Source organism: Shewanella sp. YQ_9 (assembly GCF_043103185.1).
GTDB classification, from domain to species: Bacteria; Pseudomonadota; Gammaproteobacteria; order Enterobacterales; family Shewanellaceae; genus Shewanella; species Shewanella algae.
On the sequence record NZ_JBICJO010000028.1, the window covers coordinates 38189 to 54022 of the forward strand.

A 15834-nucleotide genomic window follows, 5' to 3' on the forward strand; every position below is an offset into this window, starting at 1 on the left:
TTACTGATTGAGTTGGCATATTTGATTTTTTGTCACAGTTTTTTCACCGCGGAATTGGCTAGAGTGTGTCAGATGCTTTATCGGAACAGACGCGGAATACGGCGCCGACGAAAAAAAAAACAAGCTTCTGCCCGCAGTGGCATAGGTTTCAGCGGCTGCTTGGGTTAAAATCCCTCGTTTGCATACGTCCTTAACACCAAAGAAAGTTGAAATCGCATGTTTGAAGTCAATCCGGTAAAAAACAAAATCAAGGAGCTTGCCGACCGCACAATGCTCCTTAGGGGGTATCTTTGACTATGACGCCAAGAAAGAGCGTCTGGAAGAAGTAAGCCGCGAGCTGGAAAGCTCCGAAGTATGGAATGAGCCAGAGCGTGCTCAGGCCCTGGGTAAAGAGCGCTCGGCGCTGGAAGTTGTGGTTAAGACCATAGACGATATGGATGCGGGCCTCGAAGATGTCGAGGGGCTGCTGGAGCTGGCCATTGAAGAGGAAGATGAAGAAACCTTCAATGATGCCAACAGTGAACTGGGCGATCTGGAAAAGCGCCTGGAAGAGCTGGAATTCCGCCGTATGTTCTCGGGTCCACAGGACGCTTCCGACTGCTATCTGGACATTCAGTCCGGTTCCGGCGGTACCGAAGCACAGGACTGGGCCAACATGGTGCTGCGCATGTATCTGCGCTGGGGTGAAGAACATGACTTCAACCCTGAACTTATCGAAGTCTCAGACGGCGATGTGGCCGGTATCAAGAGTGCCACCATCAAGTTCAGCGGTGAATATGCCTATGGCTGGCTGAGAACCGAAACCGGCGTGCATCGTCTGGTACGTAAGTCGCCCTTTGACTCGGGTGGCCGTCGCCATACTTCATTCTGTTCTGTGTTTGTTTACCCTGAGATTGACGACTCCATCGAGATCGACATCAATCCGGCCGATCTGCGTATCGACGTGTACCGCGCCTCGGGTGCCGGTGGTCAGCACGTTAACAGAACCGAATCTGCGGTGCGTATTACCCACCTTCCGACCAATACCGTGGTGCAGTGCCAGAACGACCGTTCACAGCACAAGAACAAAGACACGGCAATGAAACAGCTGAAAGCCAAGCTGTTTGAGTTGGAGATGCAAAAGCAGAACGCCGAGAAGCAGGCGGCGGAAGATGCCAAGTCGGATATCGGCTGGGGCAGTCAGATCCGCTCCTACGTGCTGGATGATTCCCGCATCAAGGATCTGCGCACCGGGGTGGAAACCCGTAATACCCAGGCCGTGTTGGACGGTGATCTGGACAGATTTATTGAAGCCAGCCTGAAGTCCGGGCTGTAACAGAGAAGAAGCGGAAAATGACTGAACAAGTATTGGATGAGAACAAGCTGATCGCGGAACGTCGCGCCAAGCTGGAACATGTACGCCAGGGCTGCCCGGCCAATGGTCACCCTAACACTTTCCGTCGCAGCCACAAGGCTGCCGAGCTGCAGGCGCAGTTCGCCGATAAGAGCAAAGAAGAGCTCGAGTCTCTGGGCTTCAAGACCGCCATTGCCGGTCGGATCATGGCCAAACGCGGCCCCTTCCTGGTTCTGCAGGACGTATCCGGCCGCATTCAGGCCTATGCCGGCAAAGAAGTACAGGCTGATCTGAAAGAACGCTATCAGGGCCTGGATATCGGCGACATAGTTGGTGTAAAAGGCACTCTGCACCTGTCCGGTAAGGGCGACCTGTACGTTAATATGGAAGAGTATCAGCTGCTGACCAAGGCGCTGCGCCCACTGCCTGAGAAGTTCCACGGTTTGACCGATCAGGAAACCCGTTACCGTCAGCGTTATGTTGACCTAATCGTCAACCAGGATTCCCGTGACGCCTTCGTAATGCGCTCCAAAGTGGTTGCCGCCATACGTAACTTCATGGTGAAAAAAGAGTTTATGGAAGTGGAAACCCCTATGATGCATGTCATCCCGGGTGGTGCTTCTGCGCGTCCATTTATCACTCACCACAATGCGCTGGATATCGACATGTATCTGCGTATTGCGCCTGAGCTGTACCTCAAGCGTCTGGTTGTCGGTGGTTTTGAGCGAGTGTTCGAAATCAACCGTAACTTCCGTAACGAAGGTCTGTCGCCACGCCATAACCCTGAATTCACCATGATGGAATTCTATATGGCCTATGCAGATTACCGCGATCTGATGGATCTTACCGAAGAGATGCTGTCTTCCATCGCTCAGGATCTGCTGGGTGACACCAAGCTGCCTTACGGCGAGCACAGCATCGACTTCGGCGGCCCTTACGCCCGCATGAGCATGCTGGAAGCGATTCAGCATTACAACCCAGACAACGCCACTATTCAGGCCATGACCTATGAAGAGGTCAAGGATCTTGAGTTTATGCGTAAGCTGGCCAAGGATGTAGGACTGGAAATCGAATCTTTCTGGACCTGTGGTCAACTGCTGGAAGAGATCTTCGGTGAAACCGCCGAGCCTAAACTGATGCAGCCTACCTTTATCACCGGCTACCCAGCTGACATTTCGCCACTGGCCCGTCGCAACGATGACAACGACTTTATCACTGACCGCTTCGAGTTCTTCATCGGTGGTCGTGAAGTGGCCAACGGTTTCAGCGAGCTCAATGACGCCGAAGATCAGGACAACCGCTTCAAGGCTCAGGTTGAAGCCAAGGATGCCGGTGACGACGAAGCCATGTTCTATGATGCCGACTATATTACGGCGCTGGAGCACGGCCTGCCACCGACAGCCGGTCAGGGCATAGGTATCGACCGTCTGGTGATGTTGTTTACCAACACTCACACCATTCGTGACGTGATCCTGTTCCCGGCCATGCGCCCACAGGCTTAAGTTCAGTCGCTCGAATTAGACGAGTCTATGCAATGAAGAAGCCGGCCAAGTGCCGGCTTTTTGTTTGCCCGTGTTTTTTAGGGCGATTCAGTGCACTCTGGCCCCTTGGCCAGCACAATCCGGTTGCGACCCTGTGCTTTGGCTTGGTAAAGGGCGCCATCGGCCCTGGAAACCACGGCATCTATACTGGTATCACTGCATTGAAACTCGCTGAGGCCGCCGCTGATACTGGCGCATTCAGCGGCAATCCCCAAGGCTCTGAGGCGCCGGGCACACTCGCTTCGTAGGCGCTCGGCTATGGGCAATGCCTGCTCGGCAGCAGTGTGGGGCATAAGAATGACAAATTCATCGCCGCCGTAACGGGAGGCGATATCCTGAGTTCTGAGGCTGGCCAGGCAGACCTTTCCCAGGGTGACTATCGCCTTGTCGCCCATCAGATGGCCAGAGCTGTCGTTGAGTTTCTTGAGGTTGTCGAGATCGAAGATCAATATGCTGGTCGGGGTTCGGTAACGCTGAAACAGGGTTAGGTTTTCTGTCAGCAATTTGAGCAATTTACGGCGGTTGTAAAGTCGGGTAAGCGGATCGCGCTCGCATCTTTCCCTGAGTTCCAGCTCCAAATGATGGCGGCGGGTAATATTGCTGGCGACCCAGACCACGGCATCTTCACCCTCTATTTGAAAATCCAGCGCCTGTACCCGACCTTCAAACCAGATGGGCTCTGCGGGGCCTTGCTCTGTGAGTCCCTTGACGTCGTTGCCGCCAAGGCTGTATTCCACCACCCAGAGACGGCGGCTCAGCAAGGCTTGCGCTATCTGGCTCAGAAACCATTCGCACTTGGGCTGCTGGATGACCTGGGAGATGTATTGTCCTATCAAGGCTGTGCCGTCGTGATAGTAGCGACTGTCGGCACCTCCCAGTACCGCGGCATAACGGCCACTGCGGGTCAGAATAAACACGGGATCCGGTAAAGCGGCGAAGATAGATAAGGTCTGGGACAGAGAAAACATTTTGTCTCCTCATGGGGTTTTGGTTTTATCTTAGTCCAATATATTGAATTTACGGGGCAAAATCGATTTTTTCTGCAGAAACTATACTGGAGATCTCGGTGTTGTTGTATCCGAGTTCAACCTGGAGGCTGATTTGATGAAAACTTCAGCTCTAATTTTGACTTTGACCCTGTCTTCCTTCGCCAGTGCCACCCATGCCGCACTCACTGAAGCACAGCAGATGATGTTGGATGACGCCCTGAGTGCCGCTCCGCCCACCATACGTGCCAGTGTTACCGTTGTTGATTGGAACAAGAATGTGCTGCAACAAGGTGATGGCAGCTACACCTGCTTTCCAACTCCGCCACAGCTTAAGGGAACGGCTCCCATGTGTATGGATGGTCCCTGGATGGAATGGGCACACGCCTGGATGGAGAAAAAACCATTTCAAGCCAAAGCGATAGGAATTTCCTACATGCTGGCCGGTGATGGTGGGGCCAGCAATATCGACCCTTATGCCGAAATGGAAACCGCGGATAATCAATGGATAGTCGAAGGGCCGCACCTGATGATTCTGGTGCCGGATGCTGCCATGCTCGACAGTTTGCCGACCGACCCGGCTCAAGGTGGGCCCTATGTGATGTGGAAGGGCACGCCCTATGCCCACATAATGATCCCGATCGGTGCCAGGAAGTAAGGATTCGAGTTACTCACCTTAGCCCGCAATCGCGGGCTAATTATTGTGCCAGCGCCACGGCGGAGTTGAGAGCAAATCTTGCCCCTGGACACAAGTGGCCCCCAGCTGTTTATCCAGCTGCAATGTGTTGCAGTCTCCCTGGGTTTCCAGCGCATGGATTAATCTTGCAGCGTGTGACACTATCCAGAGCTGACACACAGAAGAGGCCTTGATGATTAAACGCGCCAGCGCGGGCAAGAGATCGGGATGCAGGCTGGTTTCGGGCTCGTTAAGCACCATTAATTCCGGTGGTCTGGGAGTCAGTAAAGCAGCCACCAACAGTAAGTACCTTAAGGTACCGTCGGACAATTCACTCAGCGACAGGGGTCTTAGCAGGCCTTGTTGGTGAAATGCCAGTTGCAGCATGCCGGCACCCGTGGCCACTATGCTGATAGTGGCACCGGGAAAGGCATCTTTGATCGCATGATGGAAGGCGTCGGCATCACCTATCTCGAAAATAGTTTGAATCGCCGATACCAGATCGCGACCATCATGGTGCAGCACTGGGGTCAGGGTCGCCAGTTGCGCTCGGCGGGCCGGTGCTTGTTGATCGCTGCGGAAATGATCGTAGAAACGCCAGGCTCGAATTCTGTCCCTAAGGGTGAGGATCTCTGGGCTGCGTTCAGGATCGGCCAGTTGGCTGAGCATGCTGTCGCCGAGATGGAGATGGTTGTCCAGTAGTTGCCAGCCATGCTCCCCGCGTCTTTTCACCAGGGCACCGCGGCGCTCAACCAACACAGAGGCAGGCCGATAGAGGGAGCCGCACCAGATGGCTTCGCGTTTGATTTGGGGATCCAGGCCAAATAGCGTCGTAGAGTCAGGTTTGGGGAGTCCAAGTTCAATGAGATAGCTGAAGTCATCGGCGGCAAAACCCAATTTAAGGCGTTTGCTCTGGTGGCGCACGGTTCCTTCTATATTGGCCGTACCTGCCAACATATCGCGACTGAACTTTTCCGGACCGGCCCAGAAACTGGACTCCAGGCCGCCTTCTTTTGCCAACGCCTTGACCACGCCACCATCAGCCGTTTGCGCCAGCAGTCTCAACGCCTTGTAGAGATTGGACTTGCCGCTCCCGTTGCTGCCTGTCACCAGGTTCAGGCGCTCCAGCGGCAACACCACTTCACGTAACGAACGGTAGTTTTCTATCGCCAGACAACTCAGCATAAGGACCTCGCGGAGAAATAGCTTGTGCCGGTCACAGTGCCAGACCCAGCTGTTGGTTTTGGGAGTCAGCCTGTTCAGCTAGCTGAAACGCCTGAAGAGGTTGGCCGTGTTTGGCTTGCCAGCGAGCGCTCAGTAGACGCTGCAGGCTTATGGCCAGCTCAGGTGCCTGGGCATTATCCGGGGTGTGGATGAACAGATAGGGTTGGCGCTCCTCTTCCAGCCATTGGCATAGCTTGTCCAGCCAAGGCTTGAAGAAGCCCTGATTGGCCTCAAGCTCAGGGTGGCCGATAAAGCGCACTGTGGGATAGCGGCCGGTGGCTATGGCATGTACCGGTACTTTGGGTTTCTTTTCATGGGCGTCGATGACGGCGGCACTGTTTGGCGGTGCGGCAAATACCGGTCGGGTGTCCATTATGATGCGGTTGACCGAGCGCTGCAGCAGCAAGCGGTTGAGTCGACGCTCGGCTTCCCCTTTGGCAAAGAAGGCCGGGTGGCGCACCTCAACCCCGAGAGGCAACTCGGTTGGCAGTTTGCCAAGAAAGGCGTCCAGTGACCCAAGGGCTTCTGGGCCAAAATAGCCGGGCAACTGAATCTTCCACAGACCTGTCTTGGCAAACAGTGGCGACATCACCTGCAGAAACTGCTTGAGTTCATCGTCACAGTGCCTCAGTTGCAACTTGTGAGTGATCTCCTGTGGCAGTTTAAAGGTAAAGCGAAAGTCCTCACCCACGGCATCGCGCCAGTTACTGACGCTGTTTGCTGACGGGGTGGCATAAAAGCTGGTGTTGCCCTCCACCGTATTGAAAACCTCGGCGTAGCGCGCCAGACGCTCGGCTTGAGGCGTCCCTTTTCCATAAAGGCTTTGCTGCCACTGGTTATGGGACCACATGGCCAGTCCCAATTTCAGCTCTGGTATCTGTTGCTGACCGCTCACCACGTGCTCCGTCAAATGAGTCTCCGGCGCTATTGTGTCTGCCGTCACTATCGGGGTCAAGTTTGCCAAGTGAGTACAGCAGGCGCTATTGCCGCCACAAAATGCACAGATTTCCAGCAGAGTTCAAATTGATAACACATTGAGTTTGCGGCGCTTCTTGATGCTTGCGTATAATGAACCGGTCGTTGTGAACGGCAGTAACCACAGACATAAGGACAAGATGTCGTTAAATTGGGTTGAAGCCGACCCGCGTGTTTCAGCCCATTCCATTCAAATTAAGGATGATTTATGCCCGATCCCCAGAGTGCCTCAGCGCAGGATGAGCCGTTACCCCAGACAGTAACCCTTGCAGACTTACCCGCCGATATCCAATTGGTATTGCCGATAGACAATGCGCCGAGCGCGATAGCCAGGTTGGCCTTTGGGGTATTACTGCTGAGTGCCTCCATTCTCTGGTGGCTGCTGGATGACGCTAGTGCGCTGCAAATAGGCAATCCCATGGTGGCTAATCTGCTGGCGCTGGTTGGAGTCTTGCTTGGCGGTGCCAGTTTTATCAGTGGCAGGAGCGCAATGCAGCAAAGGCAGCAGCGGCGCCAACAGGCCCTGGAACAGCAGCTGGATCAGCGAGTCGTCATCAGTGAGCAAGAGATCCCGGAAGGGTTTGACCTGGTTTTTTCTCAGCTGTCAGCCAGTCGCTTCAGAGTATCGTTGGAACCGATAAACTGAAGGATGAACCAAAGTAAAACGCAGCCCGAGAGCTGCGTTTTACTTTAAGTATGGACGGCGGCCAGTTTGCCGACTCCATACAATCCCTTGTTAGCCTACCTTGGTCAGTATCCCGGCCATTTGCAGCAGTTGGCTGAGAATAATCACTACCCCGCACAGCGCTGCCAGCATGAGTGCCGCTTTACCGCCGCCAACCCGGTAGCTGCCCTCGGATATTGGCTGGCTCCTTTGCTTCCAGACCATGGCGACGGGCAGGAATACTGCCAGTATCACCAAAGCTATCGAGGCATAGCCCAGGGCGGCCATAAATCCCTGAGGGTAGAAGAGGGCAAATCCCAGCGGAGGCAGGAAGGTGATGGCCGCCGTTTGCAGCCTGTGGCCGGCACTGTCGTTGCGGCGCAGAATATCGCCCATAAAATCAAATAGCCCCAGGCTGACACCCAGGAAGGAGGTGGCCAGTGCCAGGTCGGCAAATATGGATACAGTCTGGCCTATCATGGGGTTATGCAGCAGTTGCCCCAAGCCATTGATGAATTTGGGGAGCTCCTTGGAGGCCATCAATTCACTCTGGCTCAAGGCGCCCTGACTGGCCAGTTGCCAAAGCAGGTAAACCAGCAGCGGCAGGGCCGAGCCGACAATCATGATCTTCTTCAGCGCCTTGATATCCAGCCCCACATAGCGCACCACAGAGGGGATAGAGCCGTGAAACCCAAAAGAGGTGAAGATTACCGGCAGGGCAGAGATGACCAAACCTTGCTGCAATGGCAGCTCCAGCAGGTATCCGCCTTGGGCGTGGGGCAACAGCAGCGCCAACATGATGACCAGGGCAATAATCTTCAAGGCAAATAACACCCGGTTAATCATATCGACCGAATGAGTGCCTATGGCGACCACCAGGGCTATTAGCAGGGCAAAGCCAATGGCACCCACCTGGGGGGGAAGTGTTAAATCTGCATAGCGAACCAATTTATCGTTGAGCTGGGCACCACCACCGGCAATATAGGCGGCGCACAGGGCGTACAGCAGGAACATCATCGCCAGGCTGGCCAGCAACTGCCCCTTACGGCCGAGCAACTTGTGCGCCAAGGTGTGCAGAGTGGCATGAGCCGGGGCGTGTTGATGCACTTCCAGCATTAACAGCGCTGTGTAGCTCATCAATCCCCAGAGTAGTAGCATCAGTATCGAGGCGACCCCGAAACCCAGGCCGGCAGAAGCCAGCGGCAGTGCCAGCATCCCGGCGCCTATCGTGGTGCCTGCAATGATCAGCATGCTACCGAAGGTTTTGTTGTTCTTCATTTTATTACTTTCTCAACAAGCATTTTCGTACTGGATCCCCAGGGTTTTGGTTTGAGGGGGCCCCAAGAGAGCCGGATAACCGGTAACGAAACCTGACAACAAAGCCACAATGGCTCACAGGAGAGGGAAGTTCAGGTCATTATCCCCATCAAAGCCACTGTGGCTTGGGATAGAGATAAAGCTTGTGTATTGGCCGCATTGCGAACCTCGGGTTGTGTAAATGAACCCCGGGCCCATTGGGCCCGGAAAAGTGTGATTCACCTTAGCGGCGCGAAAAGAGGGTGTCAATGAGTTTGTACTGTTGTAACGGTACACTGTGACTCGGTTGGCGAAAATTAACTCGGCTGCAGCGCTTGAAGCGTCGGGATTTCAGCTCAGCGCCAGCCGTTGTCTGACCAGCTCGACCATGGCCTGGGCGGCAAAAGACAGTGGTTGCCCCCGGCGCCAGAACAGCGACAGCTCCCAGATCAGATCTGAGGCGGCCAGAGGAATACTGATCACCCCGGCCACCGCGTGGCGCTCGGCAATAAAGCTTGGCAGTATCATGGCACCTGTGCCTGCTGCCACCAGGGCGATACCAAAGTCGGGATGACTTACCCGAGTCACATCTTTGGGGCTGAAGCCGGCTCTCTGACAGGCATTTATCACCAGCTCATGCAGGGCATATTCGGGTTCGAACAGTATCTGTGGAATATCTGCCAATGCCTTGAGGGTCAGCTCTTGGCTATTGGCCAAAGGATGTTGTCTTGGCAATACCACCACCATTGGGTCGCGGCGGATCCTGATGCCATCAAACTCATCCTCAAAGGAGATGATCCCGGTTGCCAGCTCGATTTCCCCCTTCTTGAGGGCCGCGGTTTGCTCTACGCCGCCGCGAACCAAGAGATGCATCTGCACCTTGGGATAGCGGCTGCGAAAGCGGGCGATGACAGGAGCAAAGAGTTCGGCACTGCCGAGGGGGGCCAGTCCTAGATGCAGTTCACCCGAGTTGAGACTGCGCTGTGCCGCCAGCTCTCTGAGCATGTTGCGACGTACATTCAATAGTTCCTGGCCGTGACGGTAGACGACCTCTCCGGCTGCTGTGGGACGTAACTGGCTGCCGCGTTTGCCCCTTTCCAAGAGCACAAGATCCAGATCCTGTTCCAACTGGCGAATAGACTTGGACAGCGCAGGTTGGGTCAGGTGGATCTTTTCCGCCGCTTTGGCAAATCCGCCGGCATCCACTATCTCAATAAAGTAGCGAACAACTTTCAGATCCAATTGAATAACCTTATGGAATGCAAACTATGCTTAATATTCATTTTTTCTATTGATATTGCAAGCCTAGAATAAACCCCAGTTAAGTTATTCGGTAAAGATATGCACTCCCTCAGCAAACGCCCGGCTTCTCCTCACAGAGTGGCCAAAGTCATTTGGCTCCAAGGCAAACACATAAGCGCGACCTTGCTGCAAATTGCGGCTATCTGTTTGCTGGCATGGGCCACTCATGCCTTGGCCGCCGCTTTGCATTCTCCCATTCCCGGCAGTGTGCTTGGGATGCTGGTAGTGTTGTTGGCGCTCGGGCTCAAGCTTATACCGGAAAAGGCGTTGCAACTGGGAGCGGCCTGGTTGATTGGCGATCTCTTGCTGTTTTTTATTCCACCCGTGATTTCAGTACTCAAGTATGAAACCCTGCTGGAGGAGTATGGTTTCAATATTATGCTGACCCTGGTGCTTGGCAGCGCTTCGGTATTGCTGGGAACCGGTTTCGTGGTGGATAGGGTGTTTCGCTTCGAGCGGCGCCTCAATTTGAAACGCCAACTGGCCAAACATGGAGTGCAAGGGTAACTCTATGTCTCATACCTTGCTTGCTCTCTTGAGTCTGCTGATCACTCTTATCTGTTATTACGGCGCCAAGGCTTTATATCGCAGGCATCGTAGCTGGTGGTTGGCACCGATATTTTTGGCGCCTTTGGCCGTGCTGGCCGTGGTGCTGCTGTTGGCGATCCCTCTGCCGACCTATTTTGAGTACACCCATTGGCTGATGGCATTACTGGCTCCGGCGACCATAGCTTTCGCTGTACCTATTTACCGCGAGCGCAAGTTAATCCGCCGTTATCCGATCACCATTAGCCTTGGGGTTATGGCCGGACTCATGTTGGGCCTGGTGTCATCCTGGCTGTTGGTCAAGTTGGTGCCTCTGCCCAGTGAACTGAGCCACAGCGTACTGGTACGCTCTGTGTCGACTCCATTTGCCATGGAGGCCACTGGTGCCTTCGGTGGCGTGCCGGAGTTAACCGCCATGTTGGTGTTGCTCACCGGCGTGATAGGCATGCTGGTGTGTGAGCCGCTGTTTAAGTTGGCGAGGATAAAAACATCTCTTGGGAAAGGGGTGGCACTCGGTGCTTCTGCCCATGGGGCCGGCGCCGCCAAAGCTAGTGAGTTTGGTCAGCAGGAAGGCGTGATTGCCAGCTTGACGATGATCTTTACCGGCATTGCCATGGTGCTCGGCGCGCCTTTATTTGCGTTGATTTTTGTTTGATTTAACCGAATTTGATTCAAGTAGGTGACCTGGCCACAAGGGTTACTGCCGTTTTTGAGTCTATCCATCACCCGATGGCCTTTTCTTGTGGTGACCGCCTGCATCGTCAGGCGTTTTTCCTGAGCCTCTCAGGTAATATGTTGCTTGATTTGCCGGTGCGCCCCACCGGCTTTTTTTTTGTCCATTTTTTAGCTAGATGACTATCTTTTCCGATAGCGCATTTATGCTTCCCCTGTCCCGTATTTGTGGTTTCCTCCTTCGCTGTTTATCTCGTATTTTTATGAGTGGTTTGCTCTGTGGCTGCTTTTGTGTTTGAAGCTGTGCAGGCAGGAAATGCCGGTTTGATGGCGAAATTAACAAGCAGGATCTGCAGTAAAATAGCGGTTTGGCTAATTGGCTCACTGCTAAATCCATATTTATTGGTTTTTAATACTTCTCTATATGATTTTTTGGAGTTATTCACTGTCAAGTATTTTGAATTTGTTTGCTGTTTGTTTCTGATTTGTGCTTTTGTAAACGCGCCATTTTTGGGTGAATTTATTTTGGTTGATTAAATGTTGTTTAGAAACAATATATTAGTCACTTTGCTTGACAGTTATTGCATGTTGCCGAGGCGAGTGTTGATCATTTTGTCATTGAATTTTTGAGTAGCATGTTTCACTATCCCTTCCCAGAGCGAACAGGGAAGACAGTTGTGCATCAGGAACGATGCCGAATTGGAACGTACAATGGCGATACTCAAATCTCTTTCCGGACGGATCTTTATGGGTCTGTTCAGCGGCCTGTTGTTGGGCTCTGTGGTGCAATATGGGCTGGGCCATATCGGCTTCTTTTCCGGTACCCTGGTCGAGGTAGCCACCGCGGCAGGCACCATGTTTGTCAATATGATCATGATGCTGGTGATGCCGCTGGTGTTTGTCAGCATAGTCTGTGGTGTCTGCGAGTTGCAGGATCTCAAGAGCTTCGGCCGCTTGGGCGGCAAGACTTTCAGCTTCTATATCATCAATACTCTGGTCGCCATCTTGGCGGCGGTGTGTGTGTCACTATTGCTGCAGCCCGGTGTCGGGGTTGATATGAGTGGTGGCACGGATGTGGCCATTACCGCGACTGAACTGCCCAATTTGATGAGCCTGATTGTCGGCATAGTGCCAAGCAATCCTGTCGATGCCTTTATGTCGGGCAACATGTTGCAGGTGATCTTTATGGCGCTGCTGCTGGGCGGAGTTATCAAGTCGCTGGATGAAGCCGGCAGCTCAGCTGTCAGAGGCTTTCAGGTCGCCAATAGGATCATGATGAAGCTCATTATGACTGTGATGCAGTTGGCGCCATTTGGTGTGTTTGCGCTGATGTTCAAACTGGGTGCCACCCTGGAAGCCAAAGTCTTTCTCAGTGTGCTGGGTTATATGGCGATTATTCTAACCATGCTGCTGCTGTGGATTTTCATTGTTTATCCTCTGGCTGTGGCTGTGTTCACTCCGGTCAGTGCCAAGAGTTTCCGTGCCAAGACCCAAGAGCAGATCCTTTTCTCTCTGTCGACTGCCAGCTCCAATGCCACCATCCCGGTGACCATGCGAACCTTGACCGAAAAGCTCGGGGTTAACAAAGCAGTGGCAGGGTTTGGCGTGCCTCTGGGTGCCACCATGAATATGGGCGGCGTGTCGATTTATATCACTATCGCCATCTTCTTTGTCGCCAACGCCTTTGGCCAGCCTATCTCCAGTGAGCAGTTGCCTACTCTGATATTCAGTATTTTTCTGCTGTCGGTGGGCGCCGGCGGGGTTCCCGGCGGCGGTATGGTGATGATAGGTGTATTAATCCATCAACTGGGCTTACCCGTGGAAGCTTTTGCGATAGTAGCGGCGCTGGACAGAATCATAGATATGGTGCTGACTTCCTGCAATGTGGTGGGCGACGCTGCAGTGCTTACCATAGTGGACCAAACCGAGAAGGTGCATCAGACAGAGGCGGTTAACGCCTGATAAAAGAATCCGGCCACTGGCCGGATTCTTTTATGGCTGACAGCTGGATTTGAGCTGTGCCAGACTGGTTTGGAAATCGCTCATCTGGATAGCCGATGAGAAAGAGCCACCGGAGCGAAACGAGATAACTTCAAGCGAAATTGGCTCACTGTGAAGCGAGGTCAGTTCGGCCCAGAGATCTTCATCGGCGCTGGCCTGGGTGGTGAGTGTTGTCAACGAGCTCACGCTGGCCAGTTGCAGGATCTCACCATCGGCGGTTCTTAACACCAAGACACTGGGATCCTGACTATAGGCATAAGACTGAGGCACCCTCACTATCAATCTCGGCTGGGGTTGTTGCACTGAGCACTGTATCTGCAGTTGAGTCGCATCCTGATGGAAGGATATCTGGTGGAAATGTTCTACATCACCTCGGCAATGAAATGCCATCAAAGCCAACGCGCTTAGCAGAGGTGCAGACAGCAGCAACTTATTCATAGTGTCTCTTGGAAAGGTTAACTAACGGCGTCAAATTAAGTGCTTTTGTCAAAAGCTTGGCGATTTTATAGCAGAGGTTGTTTTTTGGGTAATTATTATTGTTTCGTTTGCTGGTAACTTCTCATTTGTATGACTTTAGGTTTACATGCCTTACTGTATATGGCTTTTGTCTATTTATCCTGTTTGAAACTCATTGCCTGTGGCCTGGAAGTTTGGCCCTGAGAGACGGTTTTCACTAATGGCCATCAATTGGGCCAAAGCTGGATGGAATAGGGCTGATGACTCGGGAGCAGCGAGCCTTGATATGCGGGGGATTTTTCCTGGTAACCAACTTAAACCTATGCACTTAAACCCATGCACTTGAAGCTGTGAAATGCCAATAAAAAAGCCAGCTGTTGGCTGGCTTTTATGCTTACCCTCGGGTTACAGGGCCACTTAGCCTTTGTAACGCTCGGCGCTTGACAGGATTTCGGCGCGGGCAGCTTCGGCATTTTCCCAGCCATCAACTTTAACCCACTTGCCGGATTCCAGATCCTTGTAGTGTTCGAAAAACTGTTTGATCTGGGCTTTCAGCAGCTCAGGCAGATCGTTCACATCCTGGATATGACCGTATTCCTTGGAGATCTTCTCGTGTGGTACGGCAACAATCTTGGCATCTTCACCTGACTCGTCGGTCATTTTCAGTACGCCAACTGGACGGCAACGGATAACGCTGCCTGGCTGCAGTGGGTACTGAGTAGGAACCAGCACGTCTACCGGATCACCATCCAGGCTCAGAGTTTGGTTCACATAGCCGTAGTTGCAAGGATAGAACATAGGCGCAGTCATCATGCGATCCACAAACAAGGCACCTGTGTCCTTGTCCACTTCATACTTGATAGGGTCGTGGTTTTGTGGGATTTCGATGATCACGTAGATGTCATCTGGCAGGGATTTGCCCGCAGGCACTGCATTTAAGCTCATGGAAGTATCCTTAGACTGTGTATAAATCTATTTCAGGTCCGGCCTGAAGTTCAGTGTGGCGCGTATTATAGCGCGATTTGACGGCTTGCCAATGAAAGGCCGCAGTCTTAAGACTAATTGCCAACAGTTCATCCCAGGCTATCTGTCTCAGGCCTTGAATTGTACCGTCAGTTCAGGGCTGCCGACCCCGGCAGCCCCAAGCGGCGTTTAGAGTTCAGGCTCGCCGCTGTAATCCTGCTGATGGTACTCGAGGCAGGCATCGACTTCATTGGCCGAGCCCAGGATGACAGCTACCCGCTGGTGAATTTGCTCCGGTAGGATGTCGAGAATGCGCTGATAACCTGTGCTGGCCTTGCCGCCGGCCTGTTCAACCAGCAGTGCCATAGGGTTGGCTTCGTACATCAGTCTCAGCTTGTAGGGCTTATCCGGGTTCTTGTTGTCAGTTGGGTAGGTAAAGATGCCGCCGCGGCTCAATACTCTGTGCACATCGCCCACCATGGCGGCAATCCAGCGCATGTTGAACGACTTCTCTCTCGGGCCTATTTTGCCGAGCAGCAGATCGGCAATATAGGTCTGCATCGGCGCTTCCCAGAATCTCTGGTTGGACATATTGATGGCGAACTCGGCGGTGTCTTTGGGAATGTTCACTGCTTCATTGGTCAACAGATACTCGCCGCTGTCCGGGTTCAGGGTAAAGAGTTGTACCCCTTGGCCTGTGGTCAGGGCCAGCATGGTCGATGGGCCATAGAGCACATAGGCAGCCGCCAGTTGCTCGCTGCCTTTTTGCAGGAAACTCTGCTCGCTGATCTCCCCCTCGGGTGCCGGCAGTACAGAAAAAATAGTGCCCACCAGTGAGTTGATGTCTATGTTGGAAGAGCCATCCAGTGGGTCGAAACACACCAGAAATTCACCGCTGTCACCGACTTCAACAATATGATCTTCCTCTTCCGATGCCAGGGCGCGCACTGTGCTTTCGGCCTTGAGGGCATCTTTGAGCATTTCGTTGGTGATCACATCCAGTTTCTTTTGGGTTTCACCCTGAACGTTTTCCTGGGTGGTGGCGCCCAGTACACCGGCCAGTGCGCCGTGTCTTACCGCTTGACTGATGGCGACTGAGCTTTGGGCCAGAGTGAGGAGCAATTGGGACAAGGCTGGGCTGACAGCCTGCTGTTTGAGGGTTTGGGCCAGAGTCTGCATCTTGTTTCCTTAAAAGAGGT

The 15834-nt window shown here is 53.2% G+C and carries 16 protein-coding genes; 8 read left to right on the forward strand and 8 right to left on the reverse strand.

Annotation, left to right across the window (positions count from 1 at the left end; all coding sequences use genetic code 11):
* Positions 1–216: 216 nt before the first annotated feature.
* A protein-coding gene (gene prfB / locus ACF8D4_RS09000; protein WP_162173410.1) for a peptide chain release factor 2 occupies positions 217–1315 on the forward strand; the annotation gives its coding sequence in 2 pieces (ribosomal slippage) (positions 217–291 and positions 293–1315; 1098 coding nt in all).
* A 17-nt stretch (positions 1316–1332) separates the two neighbouring features.
* Complete coding sequence (gene lysS / locus ACF8D4_RS09005) at positions 1333–2835, forward strand: lysine--tRNA ligase (RefSeq protein ID WP_025008954.1); 1503 nt, start codon at positions 1333–1335, stop codon at positions 2833–2835.
* A 77-nt stretch (positions 2836–2912) separates the two neighbouring features.
* Here the strand turns inward: lysS and ACF8D4_RS09010 are convergent, their stop codons facing one another.
* Positions 2913–3842, reverse strand: a complete 930-nt coding sequence (locus ACF8D4_RS09010; protein ID WP_335899712.1) for a diguanylate cyclase — start codon at positions 3840–3842, stop codon at positions 2913–2915.
* Between the two features lie 136 nt (positions 3843–3978).
* Here ACF8D4_RS09010 and ACF8D4_RS09015 point away from each other — a divergent pair, with 136 nt between their 5' ends.
* Complete coding sequence (locus ACF8D4_RS09015; RefSeq protein WP_392464951.1) at positions 3979–4518, forward strand: hypothetical protein; 540 nt, start codon at positions 3979–3981, stop codon at positions 4516–4518.
* Between the two features lie 36 nt (positions 4519–4554).
* Here ACF8D4_RS09015 and ACF8D4_RS09020 read toward each other — a convergent pair whose 3' ends face one another.
* Positions 4555–5721, reverse strand: a complete 1167-nt coding sequence (locus ACF8D4_RS09020) for an AAA family ATPase (protein ID WP_096140965.1) — start codon at positions 5719–5721, stop codon at positions 4555–4557.
* A 31-nt stretch (positions 5722–5752) separates the two neighbouring features.
* Complete coding sequence (locus ACF8D4_RS09025; RefSeq protein WP_109247860.1) at positions 5753–6610, reverse strand: DUF72 domain-containing protein; 858 nt, start codon at positions 6608–6610, stop codon at positions 5753–5755.
* Positions 6611–6943: 333 nt separating this feature from the next.
* Here ACF8D4_RS09025 and ACF8D4_RS09030 point away from each other — a divergent pair, with 333 nt between their 5' ends.
* Positions 6944–7381, forward strand: coding sequence for a hypothetical protein (locus ACF8D4_RS09030; RefSeq protein ID WP_025008957.1), 438 nt, complete (start codon positions 6944–6946; stop codon positions 7379–7381).
* Between the two features lie 90 nt (positions 7382–7471).
* Here ACF8D4_RS09030 and ACF8D4_RS09035 read toward each other — a convergent pair whose 3' ends face one another.
* Positions 7472–8677, reverse strand: coding sequence for an aromatic amino acid transport family protein (locus ACF8D4_RS09035; RefSeq protein WP_107005061.1), 1206 nt, complete (start codon positions 8675–8677; stop codon positions 7472–7474).
* 369 nt (positions 8678–9046) lie between these two features.
* Positions 9047–9937, reverse strand: coding sequence for a LysR family transcriptional regulator (locus tag ACF8D4_RS09040; RefSeq protein WP_044735137.1), 891 nt, complete (start codon positions 9935–9937; stop codon positions 9047–9049).
* A 99-nt stretch (positions 9938–10036) separates the two neighbouring features.
* Here ACF8D4_RS09040 and ACF8D4_RS09045 point away from each other — a divergent pair, with 99 nt between their 5' ends.
* From ACF8D4_RS09045 to ACF8D4_RS09060, 4 genes are all read left to right on the forward strand, one after another.
* Positions 10037–10504, forward strand: coding sequence for a CidA/LrgA family protein (locus tag ACF8D4_RS09045; protein WP_025008958.1), 468 nt, complete (start codon positions 10037–10039; stop codon positions 10502–10504).
* A gap of 4 nt (positions 10505–10508) precedes the next feature.
* Positions 10509–11198 carry an LrgB family protein gene (locus tag ACF8D4_RS09050; RefSeq protein ID WP_025008959.1) on the forward strand — a complete coding sequence of 230 codons (690 nt, stop codon included), beginning with the start codon at positions 10509–10511 and terminating at the stop codon, positions 11196–11198.
* A gap of 296 nt (positions 11199–11494) precedes the next feature.
* Positions 11495–11752, forward strand: a complete 258-nt coding sequence (locus tag ACF8D4_RS09055; RefSeq protein ID WP_392464954.1) for a hypothetical protein — start codon at positions 11495–11497, stop codon at positions 11750–11752.
* Between the two features lie 180 nt (positions 11753–11932).
* Positions 11933–13177 carry a dicarboxylate/amino acid:cation symporter gene (locus ACF8D4_RS09060; protein ID WP_028779431.1) on the forward strand — a complete coding sequence of 415 codons (1245 nt, stop codon included), beginning with the start codon at positions 11933–11935 and terminating at the stop codon, positions 13175–13177.
* Between the two features lie 30 nt (positions 13178–13207).
* Here ACF8D4_RS09060 and ACF8D4_RS09065 read toward each other — a convergent pair whose 3' ends face one another.
* The 3 genes from ACF8D4_RS09065 to ACF8D4_RS09075 all read right to left on the reverse strand — a co-directional run bounded on the left by ACF8D4_RS09065 (position 13208) and on the right by ACF8D4_RS09075 (position 15814).
* Positions 13208–13654, reverse strand: a complete 447-nt coding sequence (locus ACF8D4_RS09065) for a hypothetical protein (RefSeq protein ID WP_101060040.1) — start codon at positions 13652–13654, stop codon at positions 13208–13210.
* Positions 13655–14089: 435 nt separating this feature from the next.
* Positions 14090–14617: an inorganic diphosphatase gene (gene ppa / locus ACF8D4_RS09070; protein ID WP_044735135.1), complete on the reverse strand. Its 528-nt coding sequence runs from the start codon at positions 14615–14617 to the stop codon at positions 14090–14092.
* A gap of 207 nt (positions 14618–14824) precedes the next feature.
* Entirely contained in the window at positions 14825–15814 is a 990-nt protein-coding gene (locus ACF8D4_RS09075; protein ID WP_107005058.1) for a class 1 fructose-bisphosphatase, read from the reverse strand.
* Positions 15815–15834 lie beyond the last annotated feature (20 nt).

Excerpts from the sequence above, each read along its gene's own strand:
- lysS (WP_025008954.1), top strand. The coding sequence starts at position 1,333 with ATGACTGAACAAGTATTGGATGAGAACAAGCTGATCGCGGAACGTCGC.
- ACF8D4_RS09010 (WP_335899712.1), bottom strand. The coding sequence starts at position 3,842 with ATGTTTTCTCTGTCCCAGACCTTATCTATCTTCGCCGCTTTACCGGAT.
- ACF8D4_RS09015 (WP_392464951.1), top strand. The coding sequence starts at position 3,979 with ATGAAAACTTCAGCTCTAATTTTGACTTTGACCCTGTCTTCCTTCGCC.
- ACF8D4_RS09020 (WP_096140965.1), bottom strand. The coding sequence starts at position 5,721 with ATGCTGAGTTGTCTGGCGATAGAAAACTACCGTTCGTTACGTGAAGTG.
- ACF8D4_RS09025 (WP_109247860.1), bottom strand. The coding sequence starts at position 6,610 with ATGTGGTCCCATAACCAGTGGCAGCAAAGCCTTTATGGAAAAGGGACG.
- ACF8D4_RS09030 (WP_025008957.1), top strand. The coding sequence starts at position 6,944 with ATGCCCGATCCCCAGAGTGCCTCAGCGCAGGATGAGCCGTTACCCCAG.
- ACF8D4_RS09035 (WP_107005061.1), bottom strand. The coding sequence starts at position 8,677 with ATGAAGAACAACAAAACCTTCGGTAGCATGCTGATCATTGCAGGCACC.
- ACF8D4_RS09045 (WP_025008958.1), top strand. The coding sequence starts at position 10,037 with ATGCACTCCCTCAGCAAACGCCCGGCTTCTCCTCACAGAGTGGCCAAA.
- ACF8D4_RS09050 (WP_025008959.1), top strand. The coding sequence starts at position 10,509 with ATGTCTCATACCTTGCTTGCTCTCTTGAGTCTGCTGATCACTCTTATC.
- ACF8D4_RS09065 (WP_101060040.1), bottom strand. The coding sequence starts at position 13,654 with ATGAATAAGTTGCTGCTGTCTGCACCTCTGCTAAGCGCGTTGGCTTTG.
- ppa (WP_044735135.1), bottom strand. The coding sequence starts at position 14,617 with ATGAGCTTAAATGCAGTGCCTGCGGGCAAATCCCTGCCAGATGACATC.
- ACF8D4_RS09075 (WP_107005058.1), bottom strand. The coding sequence starts at position 15,814 with ATGCAGACTCTGGCCCAAACCCTCAAACAGCAGGCTGTCAGCCCAGCC.